Raw genomic sequence first — 26,758 nt, 5'->3', positions numbered from 1 at the left:
GATGAAAATTACCGAGTTAAAGGGCTATATGGCGATACTAGCTGTCCTATTATCACTGTTTACAATCTACCAGTTTATTGAACATCAACTGTTTTATGATCAATTGAAGACGGATTCTATTGCAGCCTGGGGTGAAATTACTGCCAGATTGGCTGAACAACATCCCGAGAATGAAGCGGAAATTATGAAAGTCTTAACAAGCCATTCTTCCGATTCAAGCAAGTATCAGGAAAAAGGAAGAGAGATCTTTAGACAGTATGGATTGTATGAAGATTTGGAGACGGAGCTTTTTCCCCTTTTAAATAACCATATTTTCGGCCATAATCAATCTATTTTTTGGGGATTGATTGGTTTCGGATTGATGTTGTTCGGGGCAACCTATATGCAATCCAAGATGATCTTCAATAAAATTAGACAGCTTGCTTCGGCGGCAAAAAAAATAATCGATGGGGATTACTCGGTTGTCATAAATGAAAATAAAGAAGGGGATCTCGCCAAGCTGGCGGCTTCATTTCGATCCATGAAAGATATTATTAGAAAAAGTATGCAGGATCTGCTGGAAGAGAAACAGTTTTTAGGACAAATGCTGCAAGATATATCCCACCAATTAAAAACACCGCTTTCAACGATATCCATCTACAATGAAATGATGTTGAATGAAAATTTGCCCCGCCAGCAGCAAGTTCGACTATTACAAAATAATGATGTTCAAATCTCCAGAATGAATGTCTTGATTCAAAATTTGTTGAAGATAGCGAAAATCGACGCCAGAGCCATATCATTCGATAAAGAACCGGCAAATTTGGTGGAGACCATAGAGGAAGTTTTGGAGCGTTTAACAAGCATGATTAGTGATCATCATATGTCGATTGACTGGGATGTCCCGGAGGAAGTAGTCGTTGTTCACGATAAAATGTGGATGCAAGAAGCTTTGTTGAACCTGCTGAAGAATGCGATCGAGCATTCCAAACCCGGCGGTAAAATCATGATTCAAGTCAAAGATACACCGATCTATACGGAACTGGTGATTCAAGACTTTGGAGAAGGAATTGAAGCCGAGGAACTGCCGCATATCTTTGATCGATTCTACAAAGCAAGCGGTTCTAAAAAGCATGATTCGGTAGGAATTGGCTTGGCGCTTGCCAAAGCCATTATCGAAGCACATCAAGCCTTGATTAAAGTTGAGAGTGAGAAATATGCCTATACAAAATTTACGGTTACCTTCATAAAATTTTAACTTGAAAATTGAATTTTGTTATATCGAAATTTTCCCTAGAATTTAATTGGCATTTTTCTGTAAAGTATAAAATGGAAAAAGCTGAAAGGAGTGATGTATCAATGACTTATAACGAAGTTGTTAAAATCGGTGATACACATTTACTTCCATTAGTATCAGAGTTGTACGGGTTGGAAGGTTATGAAACCAAGCCGGTTAAGGCACATACCGGAGGGCGTAATGTCGTTTATACCTGTGAGAAAGAGGGCGCCGACGCAAAAATAATCAGAATCGCCTTCTTAAATGACAGAAGCCGGGAAGATTTTCTGGGCGAAGTTGAGTATATCAGGTATTTATTCGAGCATGGCGGAAGTGTCTCGGATGTAGTCAGCTCCAGGAAGGGGAATCTGCTGGAAGAGATAACTCATAATAATCATACCTTTTTTATCTGCCTGTTTAAAAAGGCCAAGGGAAAAATGCTTGTGGAAGGAGAAGTTGGTAGAGCTCCTTGAAACCTTAAAAGGAATGGACAGGAACCAGGAGTCTTTCGGTATGATCCATTTTGATTACAACGATGGGAATTACATGATAGATTTTGAAACCGGGCAAATAACGGTATATGATTTCGATAATTCATGTTTCGGTTGGTATATGTATGACCTGGCAGATCTCTGGAGAAGCGGATTGGGCTGGATAGCAGCTGAACCAGACGCCGGTAAACGCAAAAAGTTTATGGATGATTATTTTAAAACAGCCCTCGAGGGATACAGATCCGAGACCGGGATCGAAAATTCGATGTTGGAGAAGTTGCCCTTATTTATTCAGGTAACCCTCATGGAAAATATTGTTGACTCATTCGAGGTGATGCAGAACAGTGGTGAGGAACCGATATGTGATGAGGAACTGTCGTATCTCATAAAATGCGTGGAAGACGATATCCCGTATATGGGATTTTTCCATGAGATTTACTCATGTGAAGACCCCTTTGAATATGAGAAACGAAATATTTAGTCTTTTTGTGGGGCTCATTTCCGCAATCCGTAAGAAATGTTCGTGCGCATGGCGTGATAGGATTAAGGTGATAAACGGCCTTGGCCAGAGGAGGAGATCACCATGAACGTTATTGAGGATTGGTGCGGCGAATTGAAAAGGGAAGCCGGATTGACGCGGACGCTTCTCGAAAGGCTCCCAGAAGACAAATTCTCTTGGAGGCCACATCCAAAATCAATGTCTTTAGGACAGCTCGCACTACACGCTGCGGGAGTGCCCGGAGGGCTGGCTCTATTGCTGAACGAGGCGGTCAGCGAAGTTTCGGTCGTTCCACTGCCGGAGCCGACCACCCGGCAAGAATTGCTCGAAGCGCTGGAATGGAGCGTGTCTCTCGCCGAGAGCAAGCTTCGGGAATGGGGAGAAGACGGGCTGAGGAATACCTGGAAGCTCGTCAGCAAGGGGGAGACCATCTTGGAAGCGCCCCGGATCGACATGGTGCGTACGCTGATGTTCAATCACGTTTATCATCATCGGGGACAGTTGACGGTCTATCTCCGACTGCTCGGAATACCGGTTCCGGGGATATACGGCCCCAGCGCGGACGAACAGTGAATGACTCTAAATTAAATCAAAAAAAACCTGGACTGTATGACCAGGTTTTTTTATATTGCACATAAACAAACACGATGATATAATCGGATTACGACTGTTTTTATTCGTAAGGACATAGTTATTACATTTTACACTTTAAGTGTACCATGCCGGTAAACTCTTGTCAAACGTTTTTTCTCATTTTAATGATTAGGAGAGATGTCGAATGAGTTCTTTGGTTCTCGGTTTTCAGGAAATGGAAAAAACACAGCTTTTGCTCGTTGGCGGAAAAGGGTTAAATTTAGGGGAATTATCAAAAATTGAAGGCATACAAGTACCAGAAGGATTTTGTGTTACAACCGTGGGATATCAAAAAGCCATCGAACAAAACGAAACGTATTATGCTTTAGTGGATCAACTAACCATGCTAAAAGTAGAAGATCGAGATCAAATTGGTGAAATCAGCGGGAAGATTCGACAAATCATTATGGAAGTAGAAATTCCTTCCGATGTTGTGAAAGCAGTTGCTCACTATCTCTCCCAGTTTGGCGAGGAACATGCTTATGCCGTGCGTTCTAGTGCGACTGCTGAAGATTTACCACATGCCTCTTTTGCTGGTCAACAAGACACCTATTTAAATATCATTGGCAAAGAAGCAATCTTGCAGCATATCAGCAAATGTTGGGCATCCCTATTTACGGATCGCGCGGTAATCTACCGTATGCAAAACGGATTTAACCACAGTCAAGTTTATTTATCCGTTATCGTTCAAAGGATGGTTTTCCCACAGGCTTCAGGGATTTTATTTACCGCTGATCCGATTACTTCTAACCGCAAGCTGCTATCCATCGATGCCAGTTTTGGACTTGGAGAAGCACTGGTCTCTGGCTTGGTATCTGCCGATTGTTATAAAGTACAGGATGGGGAAATCGTCGATAAGAGGATAGCAACCAAAAAATTGGCTATCTATGGGCGAAAAGAAGGCGGAACAGAGACACAGCAGCTCGATCCCGATCAGCAAAAGACTCAAACACTTACTGAACAACAAATTTTACAATTAGCACGCATCGGAAGACAGATCGAAGCTTATTTTGGTTTCCCGCAAGATATCGAATGGTGTTTGGTTGATGATACATTTTATATTGTCCAGAGTCGGCCAATCACGACTTTATACCCGATCCCTGAAGCGGATGATCAAGAAAATCACGTTTACGTATCTGTCGGTCACCAACAAATGATGACTGATCCCATGAAACCACTTGGATTGTCTTTTTTCCTGTTAACAACAAGTGCACCCATGCGTAAAGCTGGTGGAAGGTTGTTTGTTGATATCACGCCTCATCTGGCTTCACCTGTTGGCAGAGACAATTTATTAAATACCCTGGGACAATCCGATCCGCTCATCAAAGATGCGCTTATGACCATCATAGAGCGAGATTTCATAAAAACGTCGCCAAACAATAACGCGGCACCGCGTCTCAGCAGAAGCAATCCAGACATGCTGGCTCAAATTGAAAACGATCCGTCAATCGTTTCTGATTTGATTAAGAGCAGTCAAACTTCGATAGAAGAGTTAAAGCATAACATTCTAACGAAATCTGGATCGGATTTGTTTGATTTTATCCTGGAAGATATTCAGCAATTAAAGAAGATCTTATTTGACCCACAAAGTTTGGGTGTGATTATGGCTGCTATGGATGCTTCATCATGGATCAATGAAAAAATGAACAAGTGGTTAGGTGAAAAAAACGTAGCAGATACGCTTTCTCAATCTGTACCAAACAATATTACTTCGGAAATGGGTCTGGCGCTATTGGATGTCGCAGATGTGATTCGCCCTTATCCAGAAGTAATTGATTATTTGCAACATGTCAAAGATGATAACTTTTTGGATGAACTGGTTAAGTTTGATGGTGGACAGGAAACCCAAGACGCTATCTATGCATATCTCAGCAAATACGGAATGCGATGCGCCGGAGAAATCGATATTACGAAAACTCGTTGGAGCGAAAAACCAACTACACTTGTCCCCATGATTGTTAGTAATATCAAAAACTTTGAGCCTAACGCCAGCAATCGGAAATTTGAGCAAGGGCGACTGGAAGCTTTGAGAAAAGAACAAGAGTTATTAGATCGATTGAAGCAATTACCGGATGGTGAACAAAAAGCCAAAGAAACAAAACGAATGATCGACCTAATCCGGAATTTCATGGGTTATCGGGAATATCCAAAATACGGCATAGTGAATCGCTACTTCGTTTATAAGCAGGCTTTGCTGAAAGAAGCCGAACAACTCGTACAAGCTGGCGTGATTCATGAAAAAGAAGATATATACGATTTCACTTTTGAAGAACTTCACGAAGTCGTACGCACAAATAAACTAGATTACCCGATCATCAGCAAACGAAAAGACGAGTATAAATTATATGAAAAACTAACTCCACCACGTGTTATCACGTCTGATGGTGAAATCATTGTAGGTGAGTACAAACGAGAAAATCTCCCAGCCGGAGCTATTGTAGGTCTACCTGTTTCTTCCGGAGTTATAGAGGGACGAGCACGTGTCATCTTAAACATGGAAGATGCTGATCTAGAAGAAGGAGATATCTTAGTCACCTCTTTTACTGACCCTAGCTGGACACCATTGTTTGTATCCATAAAAGGGCTAGTCACCGAAGTTGGTGGACTGATGACCCATGGAGCAGTTATCGCACGTGAATATGGCTTACCAGCAGTTGTCGGAGTGGAGAATGCTACCAAACTGATAAAAGATGGGCAGCGAATTCGCGTGCATGGAACAGAAGGGTTTATCGAAATATTGTAATGCTGAATACGTCAAGTAAGAGCCTTTGTCATAATGGACGGGATTAAATGCAACGTTCAATGACGCAGACCACCACGACTTCATCGACCCGCGCTGGCGGTCTTGTTTTCAAGGAGGTAAAACATGGATTACACTTCACCGATTGAAGCGGCGTTAAAGGTGAAACGGTGGCCAAAAGATACCATAGCGGCGGGTCGTCGTCATACCGTTGGTCTTAAATCGGACGGAACGGTGACGGCTGTGGGTGATAATAAATATGGACAATGTGATGTAAGCGGCTGGCGTGATATGGTGGCGGTAGCGGCGGGTGACTGGCATACCGTTGGGCTTAAATCGGACGGCACGGTGACGATTGTGGGTAATAATCGGTATGGCCAATGCAATGTAAACGGCTGGCGCGACATAGTGGCGACAGCGGCGGGTTACCTTCATACCGTCGGGCTTAAATCGGACGGCACGGTTGCGGCTGTGGGTTGGGATAAGCATGACCAATGCGATGTAAGCGGCTGGCGCGGTATTGTGGCGATAGCGGCGGGTAGTAATCATACCATCGGCCTTAAATCGGACGGTACTGTGGCGGCTGTGGGTTGGAATAAGCATGACCAATGCAATGTAAGTGGCTGGCGCGATATTGTGGCAGTTGCGGCGGGTTGCGCTCATACTCTCGGCCTTAAATCGGACGGCACGGTGGTTGCTGTGGGTGATAATGAATATGGCCAATGCGATGTAAACGGCTGGCGCGGCATCCAACTGCCCGGCAATTAGTCTTCGGGTATCCGTAAACGTGATTTCAACACGGTATTACGAAGAGCCAATAAATAAGATTATCTCATCCCGAAATTGACAAGAACTCGACTCATTCCTGACGACTCTCTGTGAACTGCATTGGTTGAGAAAAATATGCGGAGTGGGCGTCAAGCGATGAACAAATTGCCACGATAAGTGACAGGTGTTTGCGCTTTATTCCGACGCAACCTTGGCCTATTTCGCCATCATCAGCCAGAGACAATCCCCGTTATACGATCCCGATAGGTCAACCATATATGACTATCGATACGACAGAGAGGCCGTTTTTTTTCTGTGAAAAACCTCTCGATGTTTTTACCGAATCTGATGCTAGATGTTACGCTGAGGCACTCTGTCATAAAAGTGGATATAACCGCTCGCGGGCAACAAAACGGTCATGACCGTTTTGTTTATGTTCCTGTATTCGAAGCTATGTGGTATTATCATTTCAAGGGTGAATCTATGATGAAACTTTTCTTAACTATTCAAACAGCTTATTATTATTGACTTTTCACAAGTGGAACTACAACTTTTGAGTCTTAATAGAAATATAAATATTGAGATAACGGAGTATTTCGATGGAAAACATGAAAGATCTCATTCTTTATTCCCAAGATGAAGGAATAGCAAAAATCACTTTAAATCGACCAGAATCATTAAATGCTTTGAACTTAGAATTACTTCTAAGCCTATCTGAAACCTTAGATAAAATTAAGGTAGATCAGAATGTAAAAGCTGTAATTATAACTGGAGCTGGAGAAAAAATATTTTCCGCAGGCGCGGATATTAAGCTACTACACTCTTTAACTCCTCTTGAGGCAAGAGATGTAGCTAAACTTGCTGTCGAGATCACTCATAAAATAGAATCCTTAGGTAAAGTAGTAGTTGCTGCTATAAACGGCACAGCATTAGGAGGTGGGCTTGAGATTGCTGAAGCCTGCATGCTTCGTATTGCAGCATCACATGCCCAACTCGGACATCCTGAAGTTAGAATTGGTGCAGTTGCTGGTTTCGGTGGTACGACTCGCCTCCCACGATTAATCGGCAAAGGTCGAGCAGCAGAACTTTTGCTCACAGGAAACTCTATCAACGCTGAACAGGCATATCATATGGGACTAGTAAATAAAGTAGTTGAACCTGGAAAATTACTTATAGAAGCCGAAAATATGATTCGAGGAATTTTGTCCCAATCACCGATGGCAGTAAAATTAACTTGGGAGGCTCTACACCACGGTCTTAATCTAACATTAGAAGAGTCTGCTCAGCTCGATACGAATTACTTTGGTTTAGTCGCTTCCACAGAAGACTTCAAAATTGGTACTAAATCCTTCATCGATAAGACAACACCGGTGTATAGTAAAATCACAAATAAAGAACACGTTATACAAGTCGCTGCACAATTATTTTTGAAAAACGGCAATACATCAATGGATGAAGTGATGAGAATAAGTAAAGTTTCAAAATCTAATATTTACTATCACTTCAAAAACAAGGAAGAGCTTCAATTAGCTGTTGTGAAGTATTGGACTAGTTTATATGAAACCCGTCTGATAGAAGTCTTACAGCAAGATTATCGACCTGTCAGAGAGCGTTTAAGCGATTTTATTGAATTACTTTTAGGTGGCGTGATAGAAAGAAATGGAGTTGGGAATTGTCCCTTCATTTCATTGTACACCCAGTCTTCTGAACAATCTTCTGAAGTAAAGGATGCTATCACTCTTTTTTTCCGCGAAATAGAACCGATCGTCGTTAAAATATTCAAACAAGGGAAGGATAATAATGAATTCAATAAAACTGCTCATCCTAAACAGATGGCATTATTATTCTTAAGCACATTAGAAGGTTCTCTTATTCTCGGGGAAATGATGAAGGACCCTTTACTTATTAAACAAACAGTAGACAACTTCCTTCTTCTTCTTTGATTAACATATGTATCATCCACTCACCTCTATATAAGCGAAATGAAAAACAGGCGATCCGTCTGTTTTTTTTCTGTGAAAAACGTCTCAACGTTTTTACCGAAGCTGATGCTAGATGTTCCGCTCAGAAACATTACAAATTTTTTCCTAAAGGGGTATTGACTCCAGAATATTAGTACTATATATTTCTAATTAAGGTTCTTCGCTGTTATGCAAGGCTTGACACGTAGCCTCCGCGGGCATGACTTCTCGCGAAAAACGGCGTAACCATGGGGGCGTCGCTTGGCTAATCAGCCTATCATGCCCGCAAACACCGCTAACAGCGAAGAAGCGTAATTAAACACCAAGATTACATACCTCATTCTTTTATATCCTCAAGTAGTACTTATCGTTTCTAAAATGCCGAGAGTTCTCAAAGAATGGAGAGATGTATTATGTCACACAAAGATGTCGTTCTTTATTCGATTAAAAATCGTATTGCAACCATTGTGCTAAATAGACCTGAATCATTAAATGCTTTAAACCGAGAAGTGCTTGAAAAGCTCTCAGCCGCATTAGAAAAAGCAAAAAAAGACCAAGAAGTAAAGGCGGTTATTATAACAGGGGCAGGAGAAAAAGTTTTTTCTGCCGGTGCTGATATTAAATTCCTTAATTCCGCAACCCCTCTTGAGGTGAGGGATTTAGCAAAACTGGCTGTTGAAGTCACTAGTAAAATAGAATCCTTAGGTAAGGTCGTAGTAGCTGCTCTTAACGGATCTGCATTAGGTGGCGGTCTTGAAATAGCCGAATCTTGTATGCTTAGAATCGCTGCAAATCATGCTAGACTTGGTCATCCTGAAGTACGTATTGGTGCGGTAGCTGGATTTGGCGGAACAACTCGATTACCAAGATTAATCGGAAAAGGTCGAGCTGCCGAGTTATTGCTAACAGGAAACTCTATAAGTGCAGAAGAGGCATATGCTTTTGGTCTTATAAATAGGGTGGTGGAGCCTGAGAATTTATTACTTGAAGCCGAGAACTTATTGCAAGAAATCTTAGCTCAATCACCAATAGCCGTTACATTAACATGGGAAGCCCTTCACCGCGGGCTAAATGTTACACTAGAAGAATCTGCACATCTCGGGGCTGATTTTTTTGGATTAATTGCATCAACTGAAGACTTTAGAACGGGAACCAAAGCTTTTATTGAAAAAACCAAACCGGAATATAAAGGGAAATAGAATAGTAACGAATTATGAAGGTTAGAAAATTCATCGTCTAAAAGGAGGGAAATGGATGTCAGGAGTAAAAAGAATGTACATTAACGGTGAATGGATTGAGGCAAAATCAAGAAAAACAATAAACATATATAATCCCGCTACAAGAGAAGTTGTAGGCGAAATTACTTATGGAGGTCGAGAAGAAACACGCAGAGCAATTGAAGCTGCAAACGCGGCATTCAAAGAATGGGCAACTTCTACCGCAAAAGTACGTGCAAAATTCTTATCAAAACTAGGTGCATTAATTGCCAAAAATCGCGATGAGCTGGCAACAATCATGGCGTCTGAAATGGGTAAGCCTATTAAAGAAGGCGTCGTCGAAGTATTAAGTGCTGCAGACAATTTCAATTGGTACGCTGAAGAAGCAAAGAGGGTGTATGGTGAAACCATCCCTTCCACCTTCGCAAACAAAAGGTTACATGTGATGAAGGCTCCAGTTGGTGTTACAGCTGCTATAACTCCTTGGAATTTTCCAATGAGTATGGTTGCAAGAAAACTTGCACCGGCTCTTGCGGCAGGATGTACTGTCATTTTAAAACCTTCTGAGCTATCACCATTAAGTGCAATTCGCATATTTGAGCTCATAGAGGAAGCCGGATTTCCTAGAGGGGTTGCAAACGTTGTACTAGGTGAACCAACAGAGGTTGGAAATGAATTTATGGAAAACCAAATGGTAAAAAAGATTACTTTTACAGGATCTACAAGAGTCGGCAAGTTGCTATATCAACAAGCTGCTAATCAAGTAAAACGCGTTTCTTTAGAGCTTGGAGGTCATGCTCCATTTATCGTTTTTGAAGATGCAGATATTGATTTAGCCGTAAAAGGTTTAGTGGAAAGCAAATTTCTCAATGCAGGGCAAACTTGTATCAGTGCAAATCGACTTTATGTTCATGAGAGTATTGCTGATGAGTTCACAAAAAAACTAGTTGCACGTATGGAGAGGATCGTTGTTGGGGATGGCCGCAATGCTGAAACAGAGATTGGACCTTTAGTAAACGAAGCCGGATTAAATAAAGTATTAAGTCAAATCGAAGACGCCAAGCAAAAAGGAGCCTCTATCTTAATTGGTGGACACCGTTTAACAGGTGAGGATTATGATGATGGCTACTATTGCGCCCCTACTGTTCTAGCGGCTGTAAGCCCAAATATGAAAATTTTAACCGAAGAAACATTTGGTCCTGTCGTTCCGCTGGTTACGTTTTCAGATGATGAAGAAGTAATTAACATGGCTAATAACAGTGATTATGGGTTAGCAGCTTATATTTATTCACAAAATGTTAAACGATGCTTAACCATTCCAGAAAAATTAGAATATGGGATTATTGGTGTCAATGATTCTGTTCCAACACAAACACAAGCACCATTTGGCGGAATAAAAAATAGTGGTCTCGGACGTGAAGGCGGAAAATGGGGGATTGAAGGATTCCTCGAAACAAAATTGGTTTCTTATGGAGTATAAAAGAGTTAACATTTCAACCATTCTAATCGGGGTAGAGCGCATCGCTGGCAGTGACGAGCTCAGGGGCTCTTCCACCTAATATTTAACATCACACGCCGATTGAGGCGTGTTTTTTTTGTGGGTTGGGCAGCTTGCAACGCTTATTGGGAAGGTCGTCTTATCGCTAATATTTACAGGGGAGAATGGATGGGGGCCTTGACAAGAACTTTATCCCATCCCCAACGAACGTTTTCTTGTACGCTAAAACGGATAACTTAAGATCATTCGTAGTGAACAATACCGCAAGGTACGGCAAGTTTTTTTGTGATGTGTATTATGATACAGTAGCTGTAGGGCCTGTAAGGCGGTTCATCTCAGTGTATTGGTGAAATGTGGATTTCATAAAAGGAGAAAAGAGGGATAGAAATGTCGTATATTGTGAATTTTAAAAATGTATCCACGGTTGGTTTAGAGTCTTCACCTGTAGCAGAAGCGCTTGCTGGTTTACGTGCCAATGAAGCCCGTTACTTTATGAACAAATACAAGCACGAATTTACGGTTGTACCAGCTAGTGAAAGTCAGGAGACCCTTGATTATGTGAACCGAATTTTGAAAGAGCGTGATATTGAGTTTGCGGCCAAACCTTTAGAAACGTCGCGTTTCCAAGTTGAAAATATTAAATTTGCTTACGTCTTTTATGAGGATGGTCTTGGGGTCAATGTCATGTATACGATTGATGACCCTAAGAAGCGGGCCGTTGGTTTTAAGCTTTCTGAGGGGATGGAGGTACCACAGGAATTAGAAGGGAAGTTTAAGTTTGCTAGGCAGAAGTCTGCATTAGCTGGAACAATTCGGGGCTCGTTTTTTGTAATCAAAGGAGAATATTAAGGTAAGGAAAATCGCAATTGGAACCCAAGCTAAATAATCACATTGCCAGGAATCCGGATTGACACCGGATTCCTTTTTGTGGTGCCAAGCCGCATTAATCTAACTCGGCAATTGCGCTTGCCTCTTCCAGCGAAGGGATGAGAAGCTTAGTGTCGATTGGCGATGACATTACGATGAGGATTGTGTAGGTCCCGTATTTATCGCATTGATTTCCGAACTCTTCGAGAGATCGTGTGGACTCAGTCATTACTTTTAATAAATAGTTGTGTTCTCCGCTTATGCGGTGGCATTCGATGACATCGGGAGATGAACGGCAAAAATCAAGGAATGCATGACACTCCCTTGTACGAAACAGAATGTAGGCCGCTGCGCGTTTTCCGATTTTTTCAGGGGAAATCATGGTGCGGTACTCCTCAATGATTCCTTTTTCCTCCATACGCCTTACTCTCTCCGTTACTGCGGGTTGCGATAACCCGACACACTTGCCTAATTCCGTCATTGAAATTCTTGCCTGGCTTTGAAGATAATATAGGATTTGCTTATCAACATGGTCCATCGAAATCGCTCCTTTAATTTTAAGGATTTCCTTATCAACTAACTCGTTTTTCTTTGTTTTAGGGTAGATATAACTTGAATGCTTTATGTAAATCACTGCACTTAATAATTATAATAAACTCACAATAGTAAAGTAATCAAGGCTTTAACTATTGAGAAAGGATGATGAAAGTTGAGTAAGAATTTGGATACAAACCTGAATACAAGTCTGGATGAAGTTATCGAGCGTACTCTTGCCGATAATCGGCTGGTTGGCACTGTGGTTAAGGTGGCGGTAGACGGCGTGCTGGTTTATAACGGTGTTGCCGGTTTTGCTGACCGTGAGAGGAACAATCCGATGCAAGAAAATGCCTTGTTCAGGCTTGCCTCCGTATCGAAACCGATCGTTTCAACGGCTGCCTTGGTACTCATATCGCAAGGCCGGCTCCAGCTAGACGACCGCGTTGATCGATGGCTTCCATACTTTCAGCCGCGTTTGCAAAATGGCGAAATCGCGGAGCTCACGATTCGGCATTTAATAACGCACACGGCGGGGCTGACGTATCGTTTCTTTCAGGAAGAGAATGGTTCCTATCACCGTGCAGGGGTGTCGGATGGGATGGACCAGGCCGGGATCACATTGGAAGAGAACCTGCGCCGTATCGCCTCCGTTCCGCTCCTTTACACACCAGGCACTCAGTGGAAATATTCGATCGCGACAGATGTGCTGGGCGCCGTTATCGCCAAGGTTACTGAAATGCCGCTTCAAGAAGCCGTTCATTCCTTGGTGCTGAAACCGCTTGGCATGAATGACACCGGGTTTACGGCCATTGACCCGGAGCGACTGACCACTGCTTATGCCAATGATGTTCCTGTGCCGCGGCCTATGCATGATCCCGACAGCCTGGCATTCGTGGAAGGCACGGCGGGCTTCCGGCTTGCCCCTAGCCGGGCGTTTGACGAATCGGCTTTTCCTTCTGGCGGGGCCGGCATGGTCGGAAGCGCCCATGACTTTTTACAGTTGCTGGAAACCTTGCGCAAGGGAGGAACGCCGCTGCTGTCTGAGCGGCTGGTTCACGAAATGACGACAAACCAGATCGGCGATCTGCCGATGGCTTATTGGCCGGGCAGAGGCTTCGGTCTTGGATTTACGCTGCTTAAGGATCCTGTCGCCGCAGGCACGCCGGAATCGCCGGGCACCTGGCGGATGGGCGGGACCTACGGCCATTCGTGGTTCGTTGATCCTGAGCGGAAGCTCAGCGTTGTGGCATTTACCAATACCGCGCTGGAAGGCATGTCGGGCCAGTTTACCGTCGATCTCTGCCAAGCCGTTTACGACGGAATCAAGCAATAAAGAATGCGTTTAAGAGCCTAGTACGGTATGATCCGGACCAGGCTCTTTTATACAAGGGAGTGGAGAGGTTGGCTCAATTCAGTTCGGTTAAAAAGACCATGAACCCTATATTTTTCATTGCACTGGGTTTATTTGGCGTATACACCATTGAATTTGGCGTTGTCGGGATACTGCCGGCAATCATTGAACGCTACAGCATCAGTACATCTCAGGCCGGGATGCTCGTTGGCGCGTTTGCGATTGTCATCGCGTTGTTTGGTCCCTTTATGGTATTGCTACTTTCCAAACTTAACCGCAAAAATGTATTGATGACATGTCTGTTCATTTTTGCCGGGAGCAGTTTATTGTCAGCTTACGCTCCGAATTTTTATGTGTTACTGGCGCTTCGCGTGATTCCGGCTTTGTTCCATCCCGTCTATTTTTCTTTGGCTTTTGTCACAGCTATTTCACTGTATCCTAAGGAAAAAGCGACGCAAGCTTCCGCCAAAGCATTTGTCGGGACCAGTATGGGCATGGTACTTGGAATTCCGATAACAACCTATATCCAGCATCAATTATCATTCGAGGCCGCTTTTCTATTCTGTACCCTTGTCAACATCGCTGCTGGGATCGGGATCGCCATTATGCTTCCGAAAACGCCGAAAGCGGAGAAAGTAACTTATGGGAAGCAGCTCGATATATTGCGTAAAATCCCCCTTTGGATCAATATTGGCGCTGCAACTTTTATATTTGCGGCAATGTTTTCTGTCTATAGTTATTCTGCCGAATATTTGGAACAAGTGATGGGGATGAACGGAGAGACCGTTAGTGTCATGCTTGTCATATTCGGTATCGGGGGAGTGGCCGGCAACTTGCTCGCGGGGAGACTGATTGGAATCCATATGGCGAGAACGACTGTGTTCCAACCGATCGTATTAGCGCTCTCTTACTTTTTGCTTTCCTTAGGAGAAACGTCGTCTATAGTACCTATTATTTTGATCATGGTCTTGTGGGGAGCGGTTCATACCAGCGGACTCATTATAACGCAGATATGGTTAACATCCGAGGCTCCCGAAGCGCCTGAATTTGCTACTGGACTGTATATTTCTTTCATCAATCTTGGTGTGTTCATCGGTTCGGCAGCAGGCGGGATGTTTATTGATTTTTTAGGCGTGAAAGGGACCATATGGAGCGGCTTGCTGTTTATTGTGTTGGCCCTTGCTTGTATTGTAATAAAAATTCTTTTCTTTAACTCAAAAGGTATAAAGGAAAACATGCCAGCTTGAACATCTTGCAAGAAGGACTGCGTTTGTTGGCGAAGTTGGGCTGAACTGCGGGAACCGCAGGGATCGCTTGCTCAAGAAGAGAAGGATGCTTCTCTGTTTGCAAGAATCCCCACCTCAGCGCCATTAGCGCAGGTGGCGGGAGTGTTCAAAGGATGTTGCAATGTAGAAGCGGGTATGTTAAGATCGTGCTGACACTTAACGATTGGAGTTGAAGAGGATAATGTAATATTTCTTGCCACTTTTTTTAAGAATAAAGCAGAATTTGTTTTATTCTTTATTGGTAAGAAAGTTACCTTATTCTTTTCACTCAAAAAATATATCCTTTTCATACCGTGCACCGGGCTGGATGTGCCGTATTTTTTGAGCTACAAGAAAGGTAACTTTCTTGTAGCTCTTTTTTATTTTGACAAAGGAGGTTGACGTCATTTACCGGATGCAAATCGAAGAACTGCTGCTGGAGCATTCTCCGACCATCCTTTTTGTGGAGCATGACAGCGAGTTTTGCAAGCATATCGCGACAAAGATTGTGGAACTGAAAGAGATTAACCATTTCTAGGAGGATGAAAGCGATGAAGATTGAGGTTGTAGATGATTCTGTGAGCCGGTTCCTGTTAGATGAAGCGGTTCACAAAAAAACAATTCGGTTGCCGGAAGTTTACCAATCTATCGACAGGTGCACGTAGCGATCCGTCTGCAAACGTATGCGCTTTTTCCGTATAGTTGGTTAATGACGTGTCAAAGCACCAACTGACGGTTGCTTTTTTACGTTTTCTCCGGCGGTAAGGAGAAGACATGAGATTAACCTCGAAATATGAAACGATTCGGCGAATGTTGTCCGACTTCAAGCAGCCTGAGTATCGGTATGCTCAGATTATGGACGCGATTTTCAAGCAAAACGTCGGCGAATACGGACGGATGACCGTGCTGCCCAAATTTTTGCGCGACGAGCTGACCCGGATGCTTGGTCCGAACGTCTGCAGCATCGTTCCGGTAAAGGAACTCACGTCAAACCAGGTCAGCAAGGTGCTGTTTGCCATTGCGGGCGACGAACACGTGGAGGCTGTACGACTTACTTATGAGCAGGGGTGGAAATCGTATTGTATTTCCACGCAGTGCGGCTGCGGATTCGGGTGCAGGTTTTGCGCCACCGGTACCATCGGCCTGAAACGAAATCTGACCGCCGACGAAATTACCGACCAATTGCTGCACTTTCGCTTGAACGGCCACGCCTTGGATAGCGTCTCATTCATGGGTATGGGGGAGGCGCTCGCCAACCCGCATATTTTTGATGCAGTGACGATTTTGACCGACCCGCATCTCTTTGGTTTAGGACATCGACGAATTACGATTTCCACCATCGGCCTGTTGCCGGGGATCGACAAGCTGACACGGGAGTTTCCGCAGGTCAATCTAACCTTCTCACTGCATTCACCGTTCGACGATCAGCGAAGTGAGCTGATGCCGATCAACGACCGATTCCCAGTCCGCGACGTGCTGAAGGCATTGGATCGTCACATCCGGCATACAGGGAGAAAGGTGTATATTGCGTATATTCTTCTTCGAGGAGTCAACGACTCGACGGCGCATGCGGAAGCAGTTGCCGAGTTGTTAAGGGGAAGGGGATCCGGGGAACATCTCTACCACGTTAACCTGATTCCATTCAATTCGACTGAAGTTACGCCAGACAGCTATCAGCAATCTGATCCTAATCGGATTCAAGCGTTTGTTCGGATCTTGAAGTCAAAGGGTATTAGTATCACGGTCCGAACTCAATTCGGATCGGACATTAACGCGGCATGCGGCCAGCTATACCGTTCCGAATAATCGGTGTCGGAAATTAAATTTATTACGCCGGACGCAGCAGGCCTGCGACTGGAAAGAGAAACGGCTGCCATGAAGAGGGCAGCCGTTTTGATTTGTGTTGGATGACAAGAACATCATCTCTTTCCCGACGGACCATAACCCTCCAATTCACCTCGCTTTGGAAGGTTATTCCAATGTTGATATACTAAACAGTTTGGAATGTCTTTTTGGAATTTAAGATGTACCCCGACACGGTACTCTCTCGGGAATACTTGAAGCCTTAGCTCAAGTATTCCATTTTTATCGTCCAAAGGAATCGTGGAAAGATCCATGTTCATGTCTCAATAATGTACAATATTGTCCTCCAATCCGAGAGATAAATTAATTATTCCATCGAAAAAAATAATGTGATATAATCTGAACTGTCAAACGAGAGCCGAAAGAAGGGAGCACGACAAATGACAAGTAAAGCGGTTACAATCGGGATCATCGGCACGGGTTTCATGGGGAAAGTGCATGCGGAAGGCTACAAGCTGTTCGATTTCAACGTCGGCATGTTCGCTTCAAGAACGGAAGAGAAAGCGAAAGCCGCGGCCGAGGAATTCGGCGTTGCGCGATGGACGGACGATTGGCGCGAGTTGATCGAAGATCCGCAAATCGACTGCGTAGATATTACGGTGCCGAACCATCTGCATTTCGATATGGCGATGGCGTGCATTCGCGCGGGGAAGCCATTCCTCATCGAGAAGCCGCTTGCCCGCAATTCGCAGGAAGGAGAGGAAATCGTCAGGGCCGCCAAAGAAAAAGGCATCGTCGCCGTCTACGCCGAAAACATGCGTTTTAAGCCCGCGCTCGTCCGCACCAAGCAGTTGGTCGACGAAGGGGCGTTCGGCGATTCTCATGCTCCGCTCGAACGAAATTCATAACGGGCCGTTCCATAGCCCATGGTTTTGGGACGCCAACTTGACCAGCGGCGGCGCGGCGATCGACATGGGTATACACGGCGTCAACACGCTGGAGTGGATCATGGGTTCGAAAGTGAAGCGCGTTTATACCGAAACGGGCGTTTTGAAATGGCGCGAGCATGTAAAGAACGGCGCGGAAGATACGGCGCTCGCCATCCTGCGCTTCGAAAACGGCGGCATGGCGGAAATGGTCATCAGCTGGGCGATATCCGGCGGCATGGACGTCAGGCTAGAAGTATTCGGCTCCGAAGGAACGGCATACGTCAGCACGACGCACGAAGCGGGTGGCTTGAAGATCTACAGCAACAACGGATACGGCAAGCCCTACGAATTGGAAGCGAGCTTGAAGCCGCACGTTGTCAAGACGCAAGGCTGGAGTTTCCCGGCACCGAAAGACGTCCTGCAGCAGGGGCACGCGTTCGAGGTGAAGCATTTCATCGACTGCGTGCGAGGGCTCGATACGCCCTCCAGCACGCTTGAAGACGGGTTGCGGTCGTTGAAAATCGTCGAAGCGATGTACGAATCGGCGAAAAAGGGCATCGCGGTCGAACTGTAGAGGAGGCGCGTCGAGATGGATCAACCGGTTGCGCTAGGCGTCGACGTCGGCGGTACGAAAATCGAAGTCGGCTTCGTCGGCCAAGCCGACAGCGAGCGAGGCGTATGGGTGAAGGCGATGAACGTTCCGATCTCTGAGCCGGTCCCATTGGCGGACATGCTGGCGGACAAATACGGCGTGCCGGTCGCCGTCGACAACGACGTGCACGCCGCGACCGGCGCGGAGATGATGTTCGGCGTAGGCAAGCGTTTCAAAGATTTTCTCTATATGAACGTCGGCACGGGCATCGCGATCGGCATCGTCAGCGGGGGGATCCTCATTCGCGGCGCGGCCAATTATGCCGGGGAAATCGGTCACATGACCGTCGATCCGCGGGGAGATGATTGCGTTTGCGGTCGGAGCGGCTGCCTGGAGCCAATCGCTTCAGGCGGCGGCATGATACGTCGTGCGAGGGCGGCGTTGGGCTCGTTCCCCGATTCGACGCTGCACCGATGCGCGGACGATCTGCATGCCGGCAACATATTCGAAGCCGCGCGAGAGGGCGATCCCCTTGCGGTTCAGGTGAAGGAACAAGCGGTGAATGCGCTCGGCATAGCAATTGTTAATGCCATTAATTTAATCAATCCGGAAGCCGTCGTGCTCGGAGGAGGCGTTATGCAGGAAACGACAATCATAGATGCGCTTCGCCGCCATGTCGCTAAGTGCAGTTTGCCGGCTGCTTCCGGATCGCTACGGTCGTTCGGCGTCTCGACGCTGGACACCAATCGCGTAGGGCTGCTCGGTGCGGCAAGCTTGATATGGAGGTAGAACGATGAACGTCATCATAACGAACGATACGCAGCATTTCAACCGCAAATGCGCGGAAGAGATCGCGAATCAAATCCGGGCGAAAACGGACAGCGTGCTCGGGTTTGCGACGGGACACACGACCGAAGGCGTATACCGGGAGCTCCTCGCCATGCATCGGTCGGAGGGGCTTGATTTCTCCCGAATAACCGCTTTCACACTCGACGAATATGCAGGCGCTTTTCTGGACAATCCGGCGAGCTGCTCCGCCCGCATGACAGCGCAATTGTTTTCGCGCGTCAATGCGGATGCCGGACGCATTCATTTTATGGACAGCACCGCGCCGGACCTGAATCGGGTATGCAGCGATTATGAGGAGCGCATCCGTCAGGCGGGCGGCATCGATATGCAAATTCTCGGCATCGGGACGAATGGGCATATCGCGTTCAACGAGCCCGGCGCACCGTTCCATTCCGTTACGCGGGTCGTCGACGTCGGCGAGCAGACGGTCGCCGCCCGGGCGGCGATGTTCGGTTCCTTGGAGCAAGTACCGCGTCTAGGCGTCTCGATGGGCATCAAGACGAAGAATCGTTTTGTTGGCCAGAGGGGCGGACAAGGCGGCCATCGTGCGTTAGGCGCTGCTATCCTTCGGTGCCCGCCTCTGTGCTGCAGCTACACCCAGCGTTAACGGTCCTATTGGATGAGGAAGCGGCCCAATTATTGAACTGACGAAGGAAAACGACCACGCGAGGAGCGGAAAACGCATCGTTTCCAAATCGGATCGACGGGAAGCAAAACCCGCAGCGGAATAAGTCTGGAAGGGTTTCTCGGCGGACCGGCCGTGTTGTTGAGCTTCATAAAGGAGCGGCGCTTGCCGCAAAAAGGAGAGAAACGACTATGAAACTTTCGATCGGCGGCTATTCTTTCCATAACTCGAGGGTTGCCGACATAATGGACGTTTTCGGCTATTTGGAGACGGCGAAACATCGATACCGCCTGAATGCCGTAGATTTATGGAACGGGTTCTTTTGCAAGCAGGAAAACGGGTTTCCCGTATTGCCGGACGAAGGGGTTATACGGAAAATACGCGAAGCGCTTGATGAGCGGGAACTCGTCGTCGCGAACATTTGCCTCGACGGCACGCATCTGGTCGACGACGATCCGTCGTTGCAGGATAGGTTGAACCAAAACGCGCTGCTTCATTTGCAAGCGTCGGAAACGCTTGGAGCAAAGACGGTGCGCATTGATTTTTGCATGGGGAATAAACAGGACATTACGGAAGCCGAGTTCGAATTTATCGTGAACACGTACCGGACTTATTGCGATCGGGCGGCGCAATTGGGCTACATCGTCGGCCCGGAAAATCATATGGGAGCCGCTTTGAACCCGCACTTGCTGAAGCGGATCGCCGAAGCGGTGGATCATCCGAACTTCGGGATTTTGCTTCATATGGGAAGATGGACAACGGACATTGAAAATGGAGACGCCATCGTCGCGCCATGGGTGATGCATACGCATATCGACGACAAGTCGATCAACGCCGGAAAGGTAGCCGGGTCGATCGGATCGTTGATCGATGCCGGTTACGACGGACATTGGGCGATCGAGTACAACGCCAAAGGGAATCAGTATGCGGAAATCGAATGGGCGCTGTCGACAGTCAAACGTCTTTTACAATAACGAAGCGGTTGAAAGCCGAGAGGGGTAGCAGCATGAGACGGGTTGGAATCGGAATAATCGGCGTCGGCCAAATCGGTAAAATGCACTTGGACCGGTATGCGCCGATCGAAGGCACGGACGTGCTCGCCGTTTGCGACGTCAACGAAGCGGAAGCGAAGCGCGTTGCCGATATGTACGGCATACCGCACGTGTATACCGACTATAAAGAAATGCTGAAACAAGACGATATCGAAGCCGTCGACGTCTGCCTGCATAATGCGTTTCATGCGCCGGTGACGACTGCGGCGCTTGAAGCGGGCAAACATGTCTATTGCGAAAAGCCGATAGCGGGCACGTACGCGGACGGCAAGGCGATGGTCGAAACGGCGGCGGCTTGCGGAAAAATGCTGCATATTCAGCTTAGCACGCTGTATCGCAAGGAGACAAAAATCGCCAAGTCGATGATCGACAAAGGCGAGCTAGGGCGCGTATTCCATGCCAGGTCGACGGGCTTCCGCCGCCGGGGCAGGCCGTTCGTCGACGGCTACGGTACGAAGTATTTCACCCAGAAAGCCTACGCGTCCGGCGGCGCGCTGCTCGACATGGGCGTCTATCATATCGCGCAAATGTTATTTTTGCTCGGGCTGCCGAGCGTAGAACGCATCAGCGGCAAAGTGTATCAAGAGATGGAGATGGACCTTGCCCGTAAGGAAGAAAGCAGGTTCGACGTGGAAGAGTTCGGGCTCGGGTTCGTCAAATTCGAAGGCGGCCTTACGCTCGACATCATGGAAGCGTGGTCCGTGCATCTCGGCGGCTTTCCCGGCGGCAGCGTCATCGGGTCGCGAGGGGGAATTCAACTGCCGGCGTACACGGATCTGAAGCCCAGAACGCCGTTCAGTTTTCATAGTACGATCGGCGATTTGGACTTCGACAGCACCTTGGATTTGGACGCTGCGGACCAGCGCCGCCACCGACTTTATTCGAACGAAGACGCGTACGACTCCTCCCAGCATCACTGGATCGCCGCGCTGCAAGGCCGCGTCGGCTTGCTGCCAACGGCCGAGCTGGCGCTTCAGACGATGCTCATCAGCGAAGGCATATACATGTCCGACAGGCTGGGACGCGAAGTGACGGCGGAGGAAGTCGCCGCCGAATCCCGGCTTACCTTAACGAAGGATCGTATGTAAATGAAGTTTGAATGACGGCAGCCTGTCTGGGCGAGCTCGCCGATCGGATCGAAGTGCATTTCCGCAAGCACGGCGGGGATTTGCGCAGGTCGGATCTGGCGGCCGTTTCGGCCGGAATGGGTCGAACCCATCAAGGTGAACTACCGTGGATACGACGTATGGGAAAATACCGCGGAACGGGCAAGGTCTCGTCGCGTTCATCGCGCTCAACATCTTGAAAGGGTTCGATTTCGCCGCGAAAGATACGGTCGAAACATACCACGAGCAGATCGAGGCTGCGAAGCTCGCGTTTGTACACGGGCTCAGGTATATTACCGATCCGCGCATAATGAACGTATCCGTCCGAAAACTGCTTGATAACGGCTACGCTGAGGCCCGCCGAATCGGCTTTGAGGCGCTGACGCCGGAGACGTGCAGTGCCACAAAGCCGCTGACGGCAAGCGAATGAACCCAAACGTTTCGAATAAATGGTATAATGTTCTTATTATTGAACTTGAACGTAGGAGCGCCTCTATGAGCAAAATCGGAAACCAGCAAACCATGCGGGAAATCAACAAATCGCTGCTTTTGAATTTATTGTATCAATATAGTCCGATATCACGGGTCGATTTATCTAGAAAATCGAAACTGAGCCCGTCGACGGTATCGATCTTGATCGACGAGGCGATTCGCGAAGGGCTCGTGTACGAATCCGGGACGAGCGGTTCCGGTTCCGGCGTCGGCCGAAAAATGACGCTGCTCAGCATTAGGGAGGACAACGGCTACGTGCTCGGCATCGACTTGTCGAACTCGCCGTCGAGATGCGTCTTGTTGAACCTCAAGGGCAAAGTCATCGCTTCGCAAAAGCTGAAGCACCTGACGGGGGAAGACATGATCCGCGACGAACTGATCGGCATGATCCGGTTTTTCCTCGACAATCACGGCATCGGGCTTGAGTCTATTAAATGGATGGGCGTTTCGATTCCAGGACGCATATCCGCGGATCAGGAACTGATCTCCTCGACGTTCCTGCTCGTGGAAAACATGCCGCTCAAATCGATTTTGTTCAATGCGTTTCAAATACCCATCCACATGGTCAACGATCTGGACGCGGCTGGCTTTGCGGAACGATTCAGCGGCGCGGCCAAAGGCCACGAAACGATCGTCTACGTGCTGATCGACTACGGAATCGGCGCCGGCCTCGTCCTGAACAACCAAATTTTCCGGGGCAGCACGGGCCGCGCGGGTATGATCAGGGAGTTAAGCGAATTCGGTACAGACCGGATTGCGGGTCGTCTTAAAGCTGCTTATCCCGAGACGTTCAAGGCGGGTGTCCCGGAAGAGACGCTGCAAACGTTCATCTCGCTCGGGTTGGACGGCATTGAGCCGTTTGCCGGCGAAATGGACGCGGCGCTGCACAAAATCGCCAAGTGCTGCGCGTTCATCTTGCATTTGATAAATCCCGAACAGCTGATCCTGAGCGGATGGGTGACGGAAAACAAAGCGTTCTTCGAGAGACTTATCAGCCTTATGCATGGATATGAAGGCAGAACGACGCCGATTGCCGCCTCGGAATGGAAAGACTACGGCGCCGCCATTGGAGCGGCGACTTTAGGCCTGCATCAAATGTTCAAAGTGATGACGATCGAATAATGGCATTCGTCAACAATGATTCGCTAGGATAGGAGGGCCGACAACGTGGGCAGTATGCCATGATGTGCAGGCAGATCGAGCAACTGATGGAGCTTGTGGCGGGTCTAGTGATTCCTGCGGAGAAAAATCTGCAATAAATAAAGATGGGAGCCCAATTTTCGGCTTCCATCTTTATTTCAAGGGACGCGGAATCGGTGTAAATCTTGCAAAATTCCTCAATTCATTTTTAAAAGCGAATCTTAAAACACGCTGCGTACTAGTCCTCCGTCAATCCGCAAAGCGGTACCGTTAATGGCCGAGGAAAGAGGGCTGCTTAAGAAGGTAACAAGATTGGCTATTTCTTCTGGCCGAATAAGCCTTTGAATGATGGATGTTGGCCGATTCTCTCTTATAAATCGTTTCTCAGCTTCTTCTACTGTCATTTTTTCATTGGGATAGAGAGTATTTAGCCAGGCCTCCACTCCTTCAGTTAAAGTGGAACCAGGCATAACGGTATTGACCGTTACATTCGTTCCTTTGGCCAGCTCGGCTAAGCTCCGAGAAATCGAGAGCTGCATTGTCTTGGTTGCACTATAATGAGCCATTTCTTGCGAAGGCATGATGGCCGCCTCGCTGGCAATAAAGATGACTCGACCTTCTTTTTTCTGAATCATTCGGCTCAGGTAGTGGCGGGAGAGCCTAACCCCACTCATAATGTTGACCTCGAAGAATCTAAACCAATCTTCATCCGGAATATCGAAATATTCGGCAGCCTCGAATATGCCGAGGTTGTTAATCAAAATATCAATGTCAGCGTATTTCTCAATCACCTGTTGACATCCTTGCTCTGTTCCTAGATCCGCGACTACGGATTCGAGTTTACCGCCGGCATGCCGGTCTCGAATTTCCCGGATGGTGTTAATCACTTTTTCTTCACGGCGCCCATTAATAAGTACGTTGGCGCCTTCCGCCGCTAATGATGCGGCGATCGCTTTTCCGATTCCTGCCGTAGACCCCGTAACAAGTGCTGTTTTTCCTTGCAAATGAAGTTGCACACGCATTCCTCCAAGAATTGTAAAATGGGTAAATAACCTAAGTTAATTTATCTTAAAAATCAAAGTTATCCGGATCCGGACCGACGCGAAGATTTTGATTCAGACTATTGATACGTTCCATATCAACATTGGTCAGTTCAAAATCAAATACGGATGCGTTTTCTACGATTCGATGTTCTTTTGTCGATTTTGGAATTGTCACGACACCGTTCTGCAAGTCCCAGCGGAGAATGATTTGGGCAATCGATTTACGGTGTCGATCTGCAATTTCTTTGATGACCGGATGATCCAATAACTGTCCTTGCATTAATGGAGACAAGCTTCCAGTTGAATTCCTTGTTGTTTGCAATAATCATGCACTTCCTTTTGCGTGAGACGAGGATGGTATTCAACCTGGTTGACCATGGGTTTTATTTCTGCGTCCTTCATCAAATCTTCAATATGATGAACTTGGAAATTGCTGACCCCGATCGCTTTTACACGGCCTTCTTTATAAATTGTCTCCAGGGCTCTCCACGCTTCTTTATACTTGCCTTTAACCGGCCAGTGAATAAGGTATAGATCGAGATAATCCAAATTCAATTTTCTCAAGCTCGTTTCATATGCCGCCAAAGAGGCTTCGTACCCTAAATCGGCATTCCATACTTTTGATGTTACAAAAAGCTCGCCTCTCGAAATCCCAGCCTCTTTGAGCCCCGCTAGGATGCCTCGTCCGACTCCTTCCTCATTTCCATAAATGGCAGCCGTGTCAATGCTGCGATATCCATGTTTGATGGCAGTTTTAACCGCATTCTCAAGTTCGGGGCCTTCCTCTACTTTGAAAACGCCCAAACCAAACCAAGGCATTTTCACACCATTGTACAAAGTGGTCGTATCTTGCAAATTTTTTGGCATGGAAAACTTCCTCCATTATCGTTTTTATAGGCTTCCTTCGCCAAATCGATTATTTTTAACCCCAGTTCAAGCGCATCTTCATTTGTAAAAGCGGCGTATTTAAACGTTTCCTCTTCCTGTATTACTATTTCCAATTTCTGATCAAGAAATTCGATACTCGCGACCATCTCCTCATTGGTATTGCTGGAGTCGCTTCGGGAAGAGGCGTTGAACGTGACAGTCGGGCAAAGTATCGTGTTTCTGCGGTCTTTCGGTAAATCCGACCAATAAATTTTGGACATAGTGAGAAAATATTTGGAGAGGGGAAACAGGCCATGATCAAAGTGTAGCATCGAAAATTAAATTTTTATATATGTCATAGGGTGACATATATAAGTTGTTAAGATGATTAAGCAGCAATGATGTGTTTATTCAAACATGCGAAAGGAGATTGTAAATGAAACGACCACTGGTATTGTATATTGCAACAAGTTTAGACGGGTATATTGCGCGAGAAAATGGAGAGATCGATTGGCTCGATGATGCAGAAGGAGAGGGAGACAACGGCTATAGCGAATTTTATGAGACGATAGATACCGTATTAATGGGGAATAAAACATACGAACATACCTTTGAACTAGCTGATCAATTTCCCTATCCAGATAAGAAGTGCTATGTGTTCTCACGTTCCGAGCGGCAGCCAAATCAACATGTGACCTTTGTCACCGGAGATGTACCGGTGTTCATTGAGAAGCTGAAAGAGCAGGATGGCTCCAAAATTTGGATCGTCGGTGGAGCGGAAATTCTCGACGTACTCTTGAAGAGCAACCTCGTTGATGAGTTTATCATTACAATGATGCCTACGATTTTAGGAAAAGGGATTCCGCTGTTCAAAAAAGACAATCCTGAATTGAAGCTTTCCCTGGCCGGGACCAAACGTTACGGACAAATGGTTCAACTGCATTATACAGTGAAGTCTTAAAATTCTAGCAATTGAACATTTGAGCCGATGTGTTCATCTATATAAGTTGAACTAAAGACTCCTGTTGTTTATGGAAAGGATTTCAATGTCTTTGACGTCGAATAAGTAAGAATCACTATTCGGGCGGTGAAAGTACCATGGAATCCAACACGGAAGCATTACAGGAAGTAGAACAGCGTCTAAAGCACGAAAAGAGTCGTCGAATGTTTGAGCGGTA

At 46.5% G+C, this 26,758-nt stretch carries 25 protein-coding genes and 2 pseudogenes; 23 read left to right on the top strand and 4 right to left on the bottom strand.

Annotation, left to right across the window (positions count from 1 at the left end; translation table 11 throughout):
* The first annotated feature begins 1 nt into the window (after nt 1).
* From ET33_RS30665 to ET33_RS30625, 10 genes are all read left to right on the top strand, one after another.
* The gene (locus tag ET33_RS30665) at nt 2-1,237 is read left to right on the top strand and encodes a sensor histidine kinase (protein ID WP_036691325.1); all 1,236 of its coding nucleotides are present in this window, start codon (nt 2-4) and stop codon (nt 1,235-1,237) included.
* 101 nt (nt 1,238-1,338) lie between these two features.
* Complete coding sequence (locus ET33_RS40065; protein ID WP_235206865.1) at nt 1,339-1,728, top strand: hypothetical protein; 390 nt, start codon at nt 1,339-1,341, stop codon at nt 1,726-1,728.
* Nucleotides 1,697-2,227, top strand: a complete 531-nt coding sequence (locus ET33_RS40060; RefSeq protein ID WP_235206864.1) for a phosphotransferase — start codon at nt 1,697-1,699, stop codon at nt 2,225-2,227. The genes ET33_RS40065 and ET33_RS40060 overlap by 32 nt, the downstream gene beginning before the upstream one ends.
* Before the next feature lie 102 nt (nt 2,228-2,329).
* Nucleotides 2,330-2,818 (top strand): DinB family protein, encoded by a 489-nt coding sequence (locus ET33_RS30655; RefSeq protein ID WP_036691205.1) that lies wholly within the window; start codon nt 2,330-2,332, stop codon nt 2,816-2,818.
* Between the two features lie 205 nt (nt 2,819-3,023).
* Entirely contained in the window at nt 3,024-5,621 is a 2,598-nt protein-coding gene (gene ppsA / locus ET33_RS30650; protein WP_036691203.1) for a phosphoenolpyruvate synthase, read from the top strand.
* Nucleotides 5,622-5,744: 123 nt separating this feature from the next.
* A complete protein-coding gene (locus ET33_RS30645) occupies nt 5,745-6,386 on the top strand; it encodes an RCC1 domain-containing protein (protein WP_036691201.1) in 642 nt (213 codons plus the stop codon).
* 599 nt (nt 6,387-6,985) lie between these two features.
* Nucleotides 6,986-8,329 (top strand): enoyl-CoA hydratase-related protein, encoded by a 1,344-nt coding sequence (locus ET33_RS38040; RefSeq protein WP_081890578.1) that lies wholly within the window; start codon nt 6,986-6,988, stop codon nt 8,327-8,329.
* A 431-nt stretch (nt 8,330-8,760) separates the two neighbouring features.
* A complete protein-coding gene (locus tag ET33_RS30635; protein ID WP_036691199.1) occupies nt 8,761-9,546 on the top strand; it encodes an enoyl-CoA hydratase/isomerase family protein in 786 nt (261 codons plus the stop codon).
* Nucleotides 9,547-9,601: 55 nt separating this feature from the next.
* Nucleotides 9,602-11,044 (top strand): NAD-dependent succinate-semialdehyde dehydrogenase, encoded by a 1,443-nt coding sequence (locus ET33_RS30630; RefSeq protein ID WP_036691196.1) that lies wholly within the window; start codon nt 9,602-9,604, stop codon nt 11,042-11,044.
* 405 nt (nt 11,045-11,449) lie between these two features.
* A complete protein-coding gene (locus ET33_RS30625) occupies nt 11,450-11,911 on the top strand; it encodes a hypothetical protein (protein WP_036691194.1) in 462 nt (153 codons plus the stop codon).
* 94 nt (nt 11,912-12,005) lie between these two features.
* On the opposite strand, the gene ET33_RS30620 is transcribed toward ET33_RS30625, so the two are convergent.
* The gene (locus ET33_RS30620) at nt 12,006-12,467 is read right to left on the bottom strand and encodes an Lrp/AsnC family transcriptional regulator (RefSeq protein ID WP_036691192.1); all 462 of its coding nucleotides are present in this window, start codon (nt 12,465-12,467) and stop codon (nt 12,006-12,008) included.
* Nucleotides 12,468-12,638: 171 nt separating this feature from the next.
* Between ET33_RS30620 and ET33_RS30615 the strand changes: the two genes are divergently transcribed.
* Both ET33_RS30615 and ET33_RS30610 read left to right on the top strand, forming a co-directional pair.
* Nucleotides 12,639-13,799, top strand: coding sequence for a serine hydrolase domain-containing protein (locus ET33_RS30615; RefSeq protein WP_200879255.1), 1,161 nt, complete (start codon nt 12,639-12,641; stop codon nt 13,797-13,799).
* A gap of 98 nt (nt 13,800-13,897) precedes the next feature.
* The gene (locus ET33_RS30610) at nt 13,898-15,064 is read left to right on the top strand and encodes an MFS transporter (RefSeq protein ID WP_036691319.1); all 1,167 of its coding nucleotides are present in this window, start codon (nt 13,898-13,900) and stop codon (nt 15,062-15,064) included.
* Between the two features lie 71 nt (nt 15,065-15,135).
* On the opposite strand, the gene ET33_RS38720 is transcribed toward ET33_RS30610, so the two are convergent.
* Nucleotides 15,136-15,375, bottom strand: a complete 240-nt coding sequence (locus tag ET33_RS38720; RefSeq protein WP_152570732.1) for a hypothetical protein — start codon at nt 15,373-15,375, stop codon at nt 15,136-15,138.
* Between the two features lie 92 nt (nt 15,376-15,467).
* Here ET33_RS38720 and ET33_RS39390 point away from each other — a divergent pair, with 92 nt between their 5' ends.
* From ET33_RS39390 to ET33_RS30570, 10 genes and pseudogenes are all read left to right on the top strand, one after another.
* Nucleotides 15,468-15,620, top strand: a complete 153-nt coding sequence (locus tag ET33_RS39390) for a hypothetical protein (protein ID WP_167336452.1) — start codon at nt 15,468-15,470, stop codon at nt 15,618-15,620.
* A 236-nt stretch (nt 15,621-15,856) separates the two neighbouring features.
* On the top strand, nt 15,857-16,888 hold the full coding sequence (locus ET33_RS30605) for a Cfr family 23S rRNA (adenine(2503)-C(8))-methyltransferase (protein ID WP_036691190.1): 1,032 nt from the start codon (nt 15,857-15,859) through the stop codon (nt 16,886-16,888).
* Between the two features lie 437 nt (nt 16,889-17,325).
* Nucleotides 17,326-17,793: a Gfo/Idh/MocA family protein gene (locus tag ET33_RS30600; protein WP_051775842.1), complete on the top strand. Its 468-nt coding sequence runs from the start codon at nt 17,326-17,328 to the stop codon at nt 17,791-17,793.
* Nucleotides 17,768-18,388: a Gfo/Idh/MocA family protein gene (locus ET33_RS36790; protein WP_051775841.1), complete on the top strand. Its 621-nt coding sequence runs from the start codon at nt 17,768-17,770 to the stop codon at nt 18,386-18,388. The genes ET33_RS30600 and ET33_RS36790 overlap by 26 nt, the downstream gene beginning before the upstream one ends.
* A gap of 15 nt (nt 18,389-18,403) precedes the next feature.
* Nucleotides 18,404-19,195: an ROK family protein gene (locus ET33_RS30595; protein ID WP_036691189.1), complete on the top strand. Its 792-nt coding sequence runs from the start codon at nt 18,404-18,406 to the stop codon at nt 19,193-19,195.
* A 4-nt stretch (nt 19,196-19,199) separates the two neighbouring features.
* On the top strand, nt 19,200-19,862 hold the full coding sequence (locus ET33_RS30590; RefSeq protein WP_081890577.1) for a glucosamine-6-phosphate deaminase: 663 nt from the start codon (nt 19,200-19,202) through the stop codon (nt 19,860-19,862).
* A gap of 209 nt (nt 19,863-20,071) precedes the next feature.
* The gene (locus ET33_RS30585; protein WP_036691188.1) at nt 20,072-20,854 is read left to right on the top strand and encodes a sugar phosphate isomerase/epimerase family protein; all 783 of its coding nucleotides are present in this window, start codon (nt 20,072-20,074) and stop codon (nt 20,852-20,854) included.
* 32 nt (nt 20,855-20,886) lie between these two features.
* Nucleotides 20,887-22,020, top strand: a complete 1,134-nt coding sequence (locus ET33_RS30580; protein WP_036691187.1) for a Gfo/Idh/MocA family protein — start codon at nt 20,887-20,889, stop codon at nt 22,018-22,020.
* A 29-nt stretch (nt 22,021-22,049) separates the two neighbouring features.
* Nucleotides 22,050-22,429: pseudogene (locus tag ET33_RS30575) on the top strand (gamma-glutamyltransferase); the annotation flags it as partial.
* Between the two features lie 104 nt (nt 22,430-22,533).
* On the top strand, nt 22,534-23,652 hold the full coding sequence (locus ET33_RS30570) for an ROK family transcriptional regulator (RefSeq protein WP_036691184.1): 1,119 nt from the start codon (nt 22,534-22,536) through the stop codon (nt 23,650-23,652).
* A 239-nt stretch (nt 23,653-23,891) separates the two neighbouring features.
* Here ET33_RS30570 and ET33_RS30565 read toward each other — a convergent pair whose 3' ends face one another.
* Both ET33_RS30565 and ET33_RS30560 read right to left on the bottom strand, forming a co-directional pair.
* On the bottom strand, nt 23,892-24,686 hold the full coding sequence (locus ET33_RS30565) for an SDR family NAD(P)-dependent oxidoreductase (protein ID WP_036691182.1): 795 nt from the start codon (nt 24,684-24,686) through the stop codon (nt 23,892-23,894).
* 52 nt (nt 24,687-24,738) lie between these two features.
* Nucleotides 24,739-25,580 (bottom strand): annotated as a pseudogene (locus tag ET33_RS30560) (aldo/keto reductase).
* A 436-nt stretch (nt 25,581-26,016) separates the two neighbouring features.
* Between ET33_RS30560 and ET33_RS30555 the strand changes: the two are divergent.
* Complete coding sequence (locus ET33_RS30555; protein ID WP_036691180.1) at nt 26,017-26,541, top strand: dihydrofolate reductase family protein; 525 nt, start codon at nt 26,017-26,019, stop codon at nt 26,539-26,541.
* Nucleotides 26,542-26,758: the final 217 nt, after the last annotated feature.

It is taken from the genome of Paenibacillus tyrphae (genome assembly GCF_000722545.1).
GTDB lineage: Bacteria > Bacillota > Bacilli > Paenibacillales > NBRC-103111 > Paenibacillus_G > Paenibacillus_G tyrfis.
The sequence above is the reverse complement of the archived record's forward strand: the minus strand, read 5'-3'. Positions and strand labels throughout refer to the sequence as shown.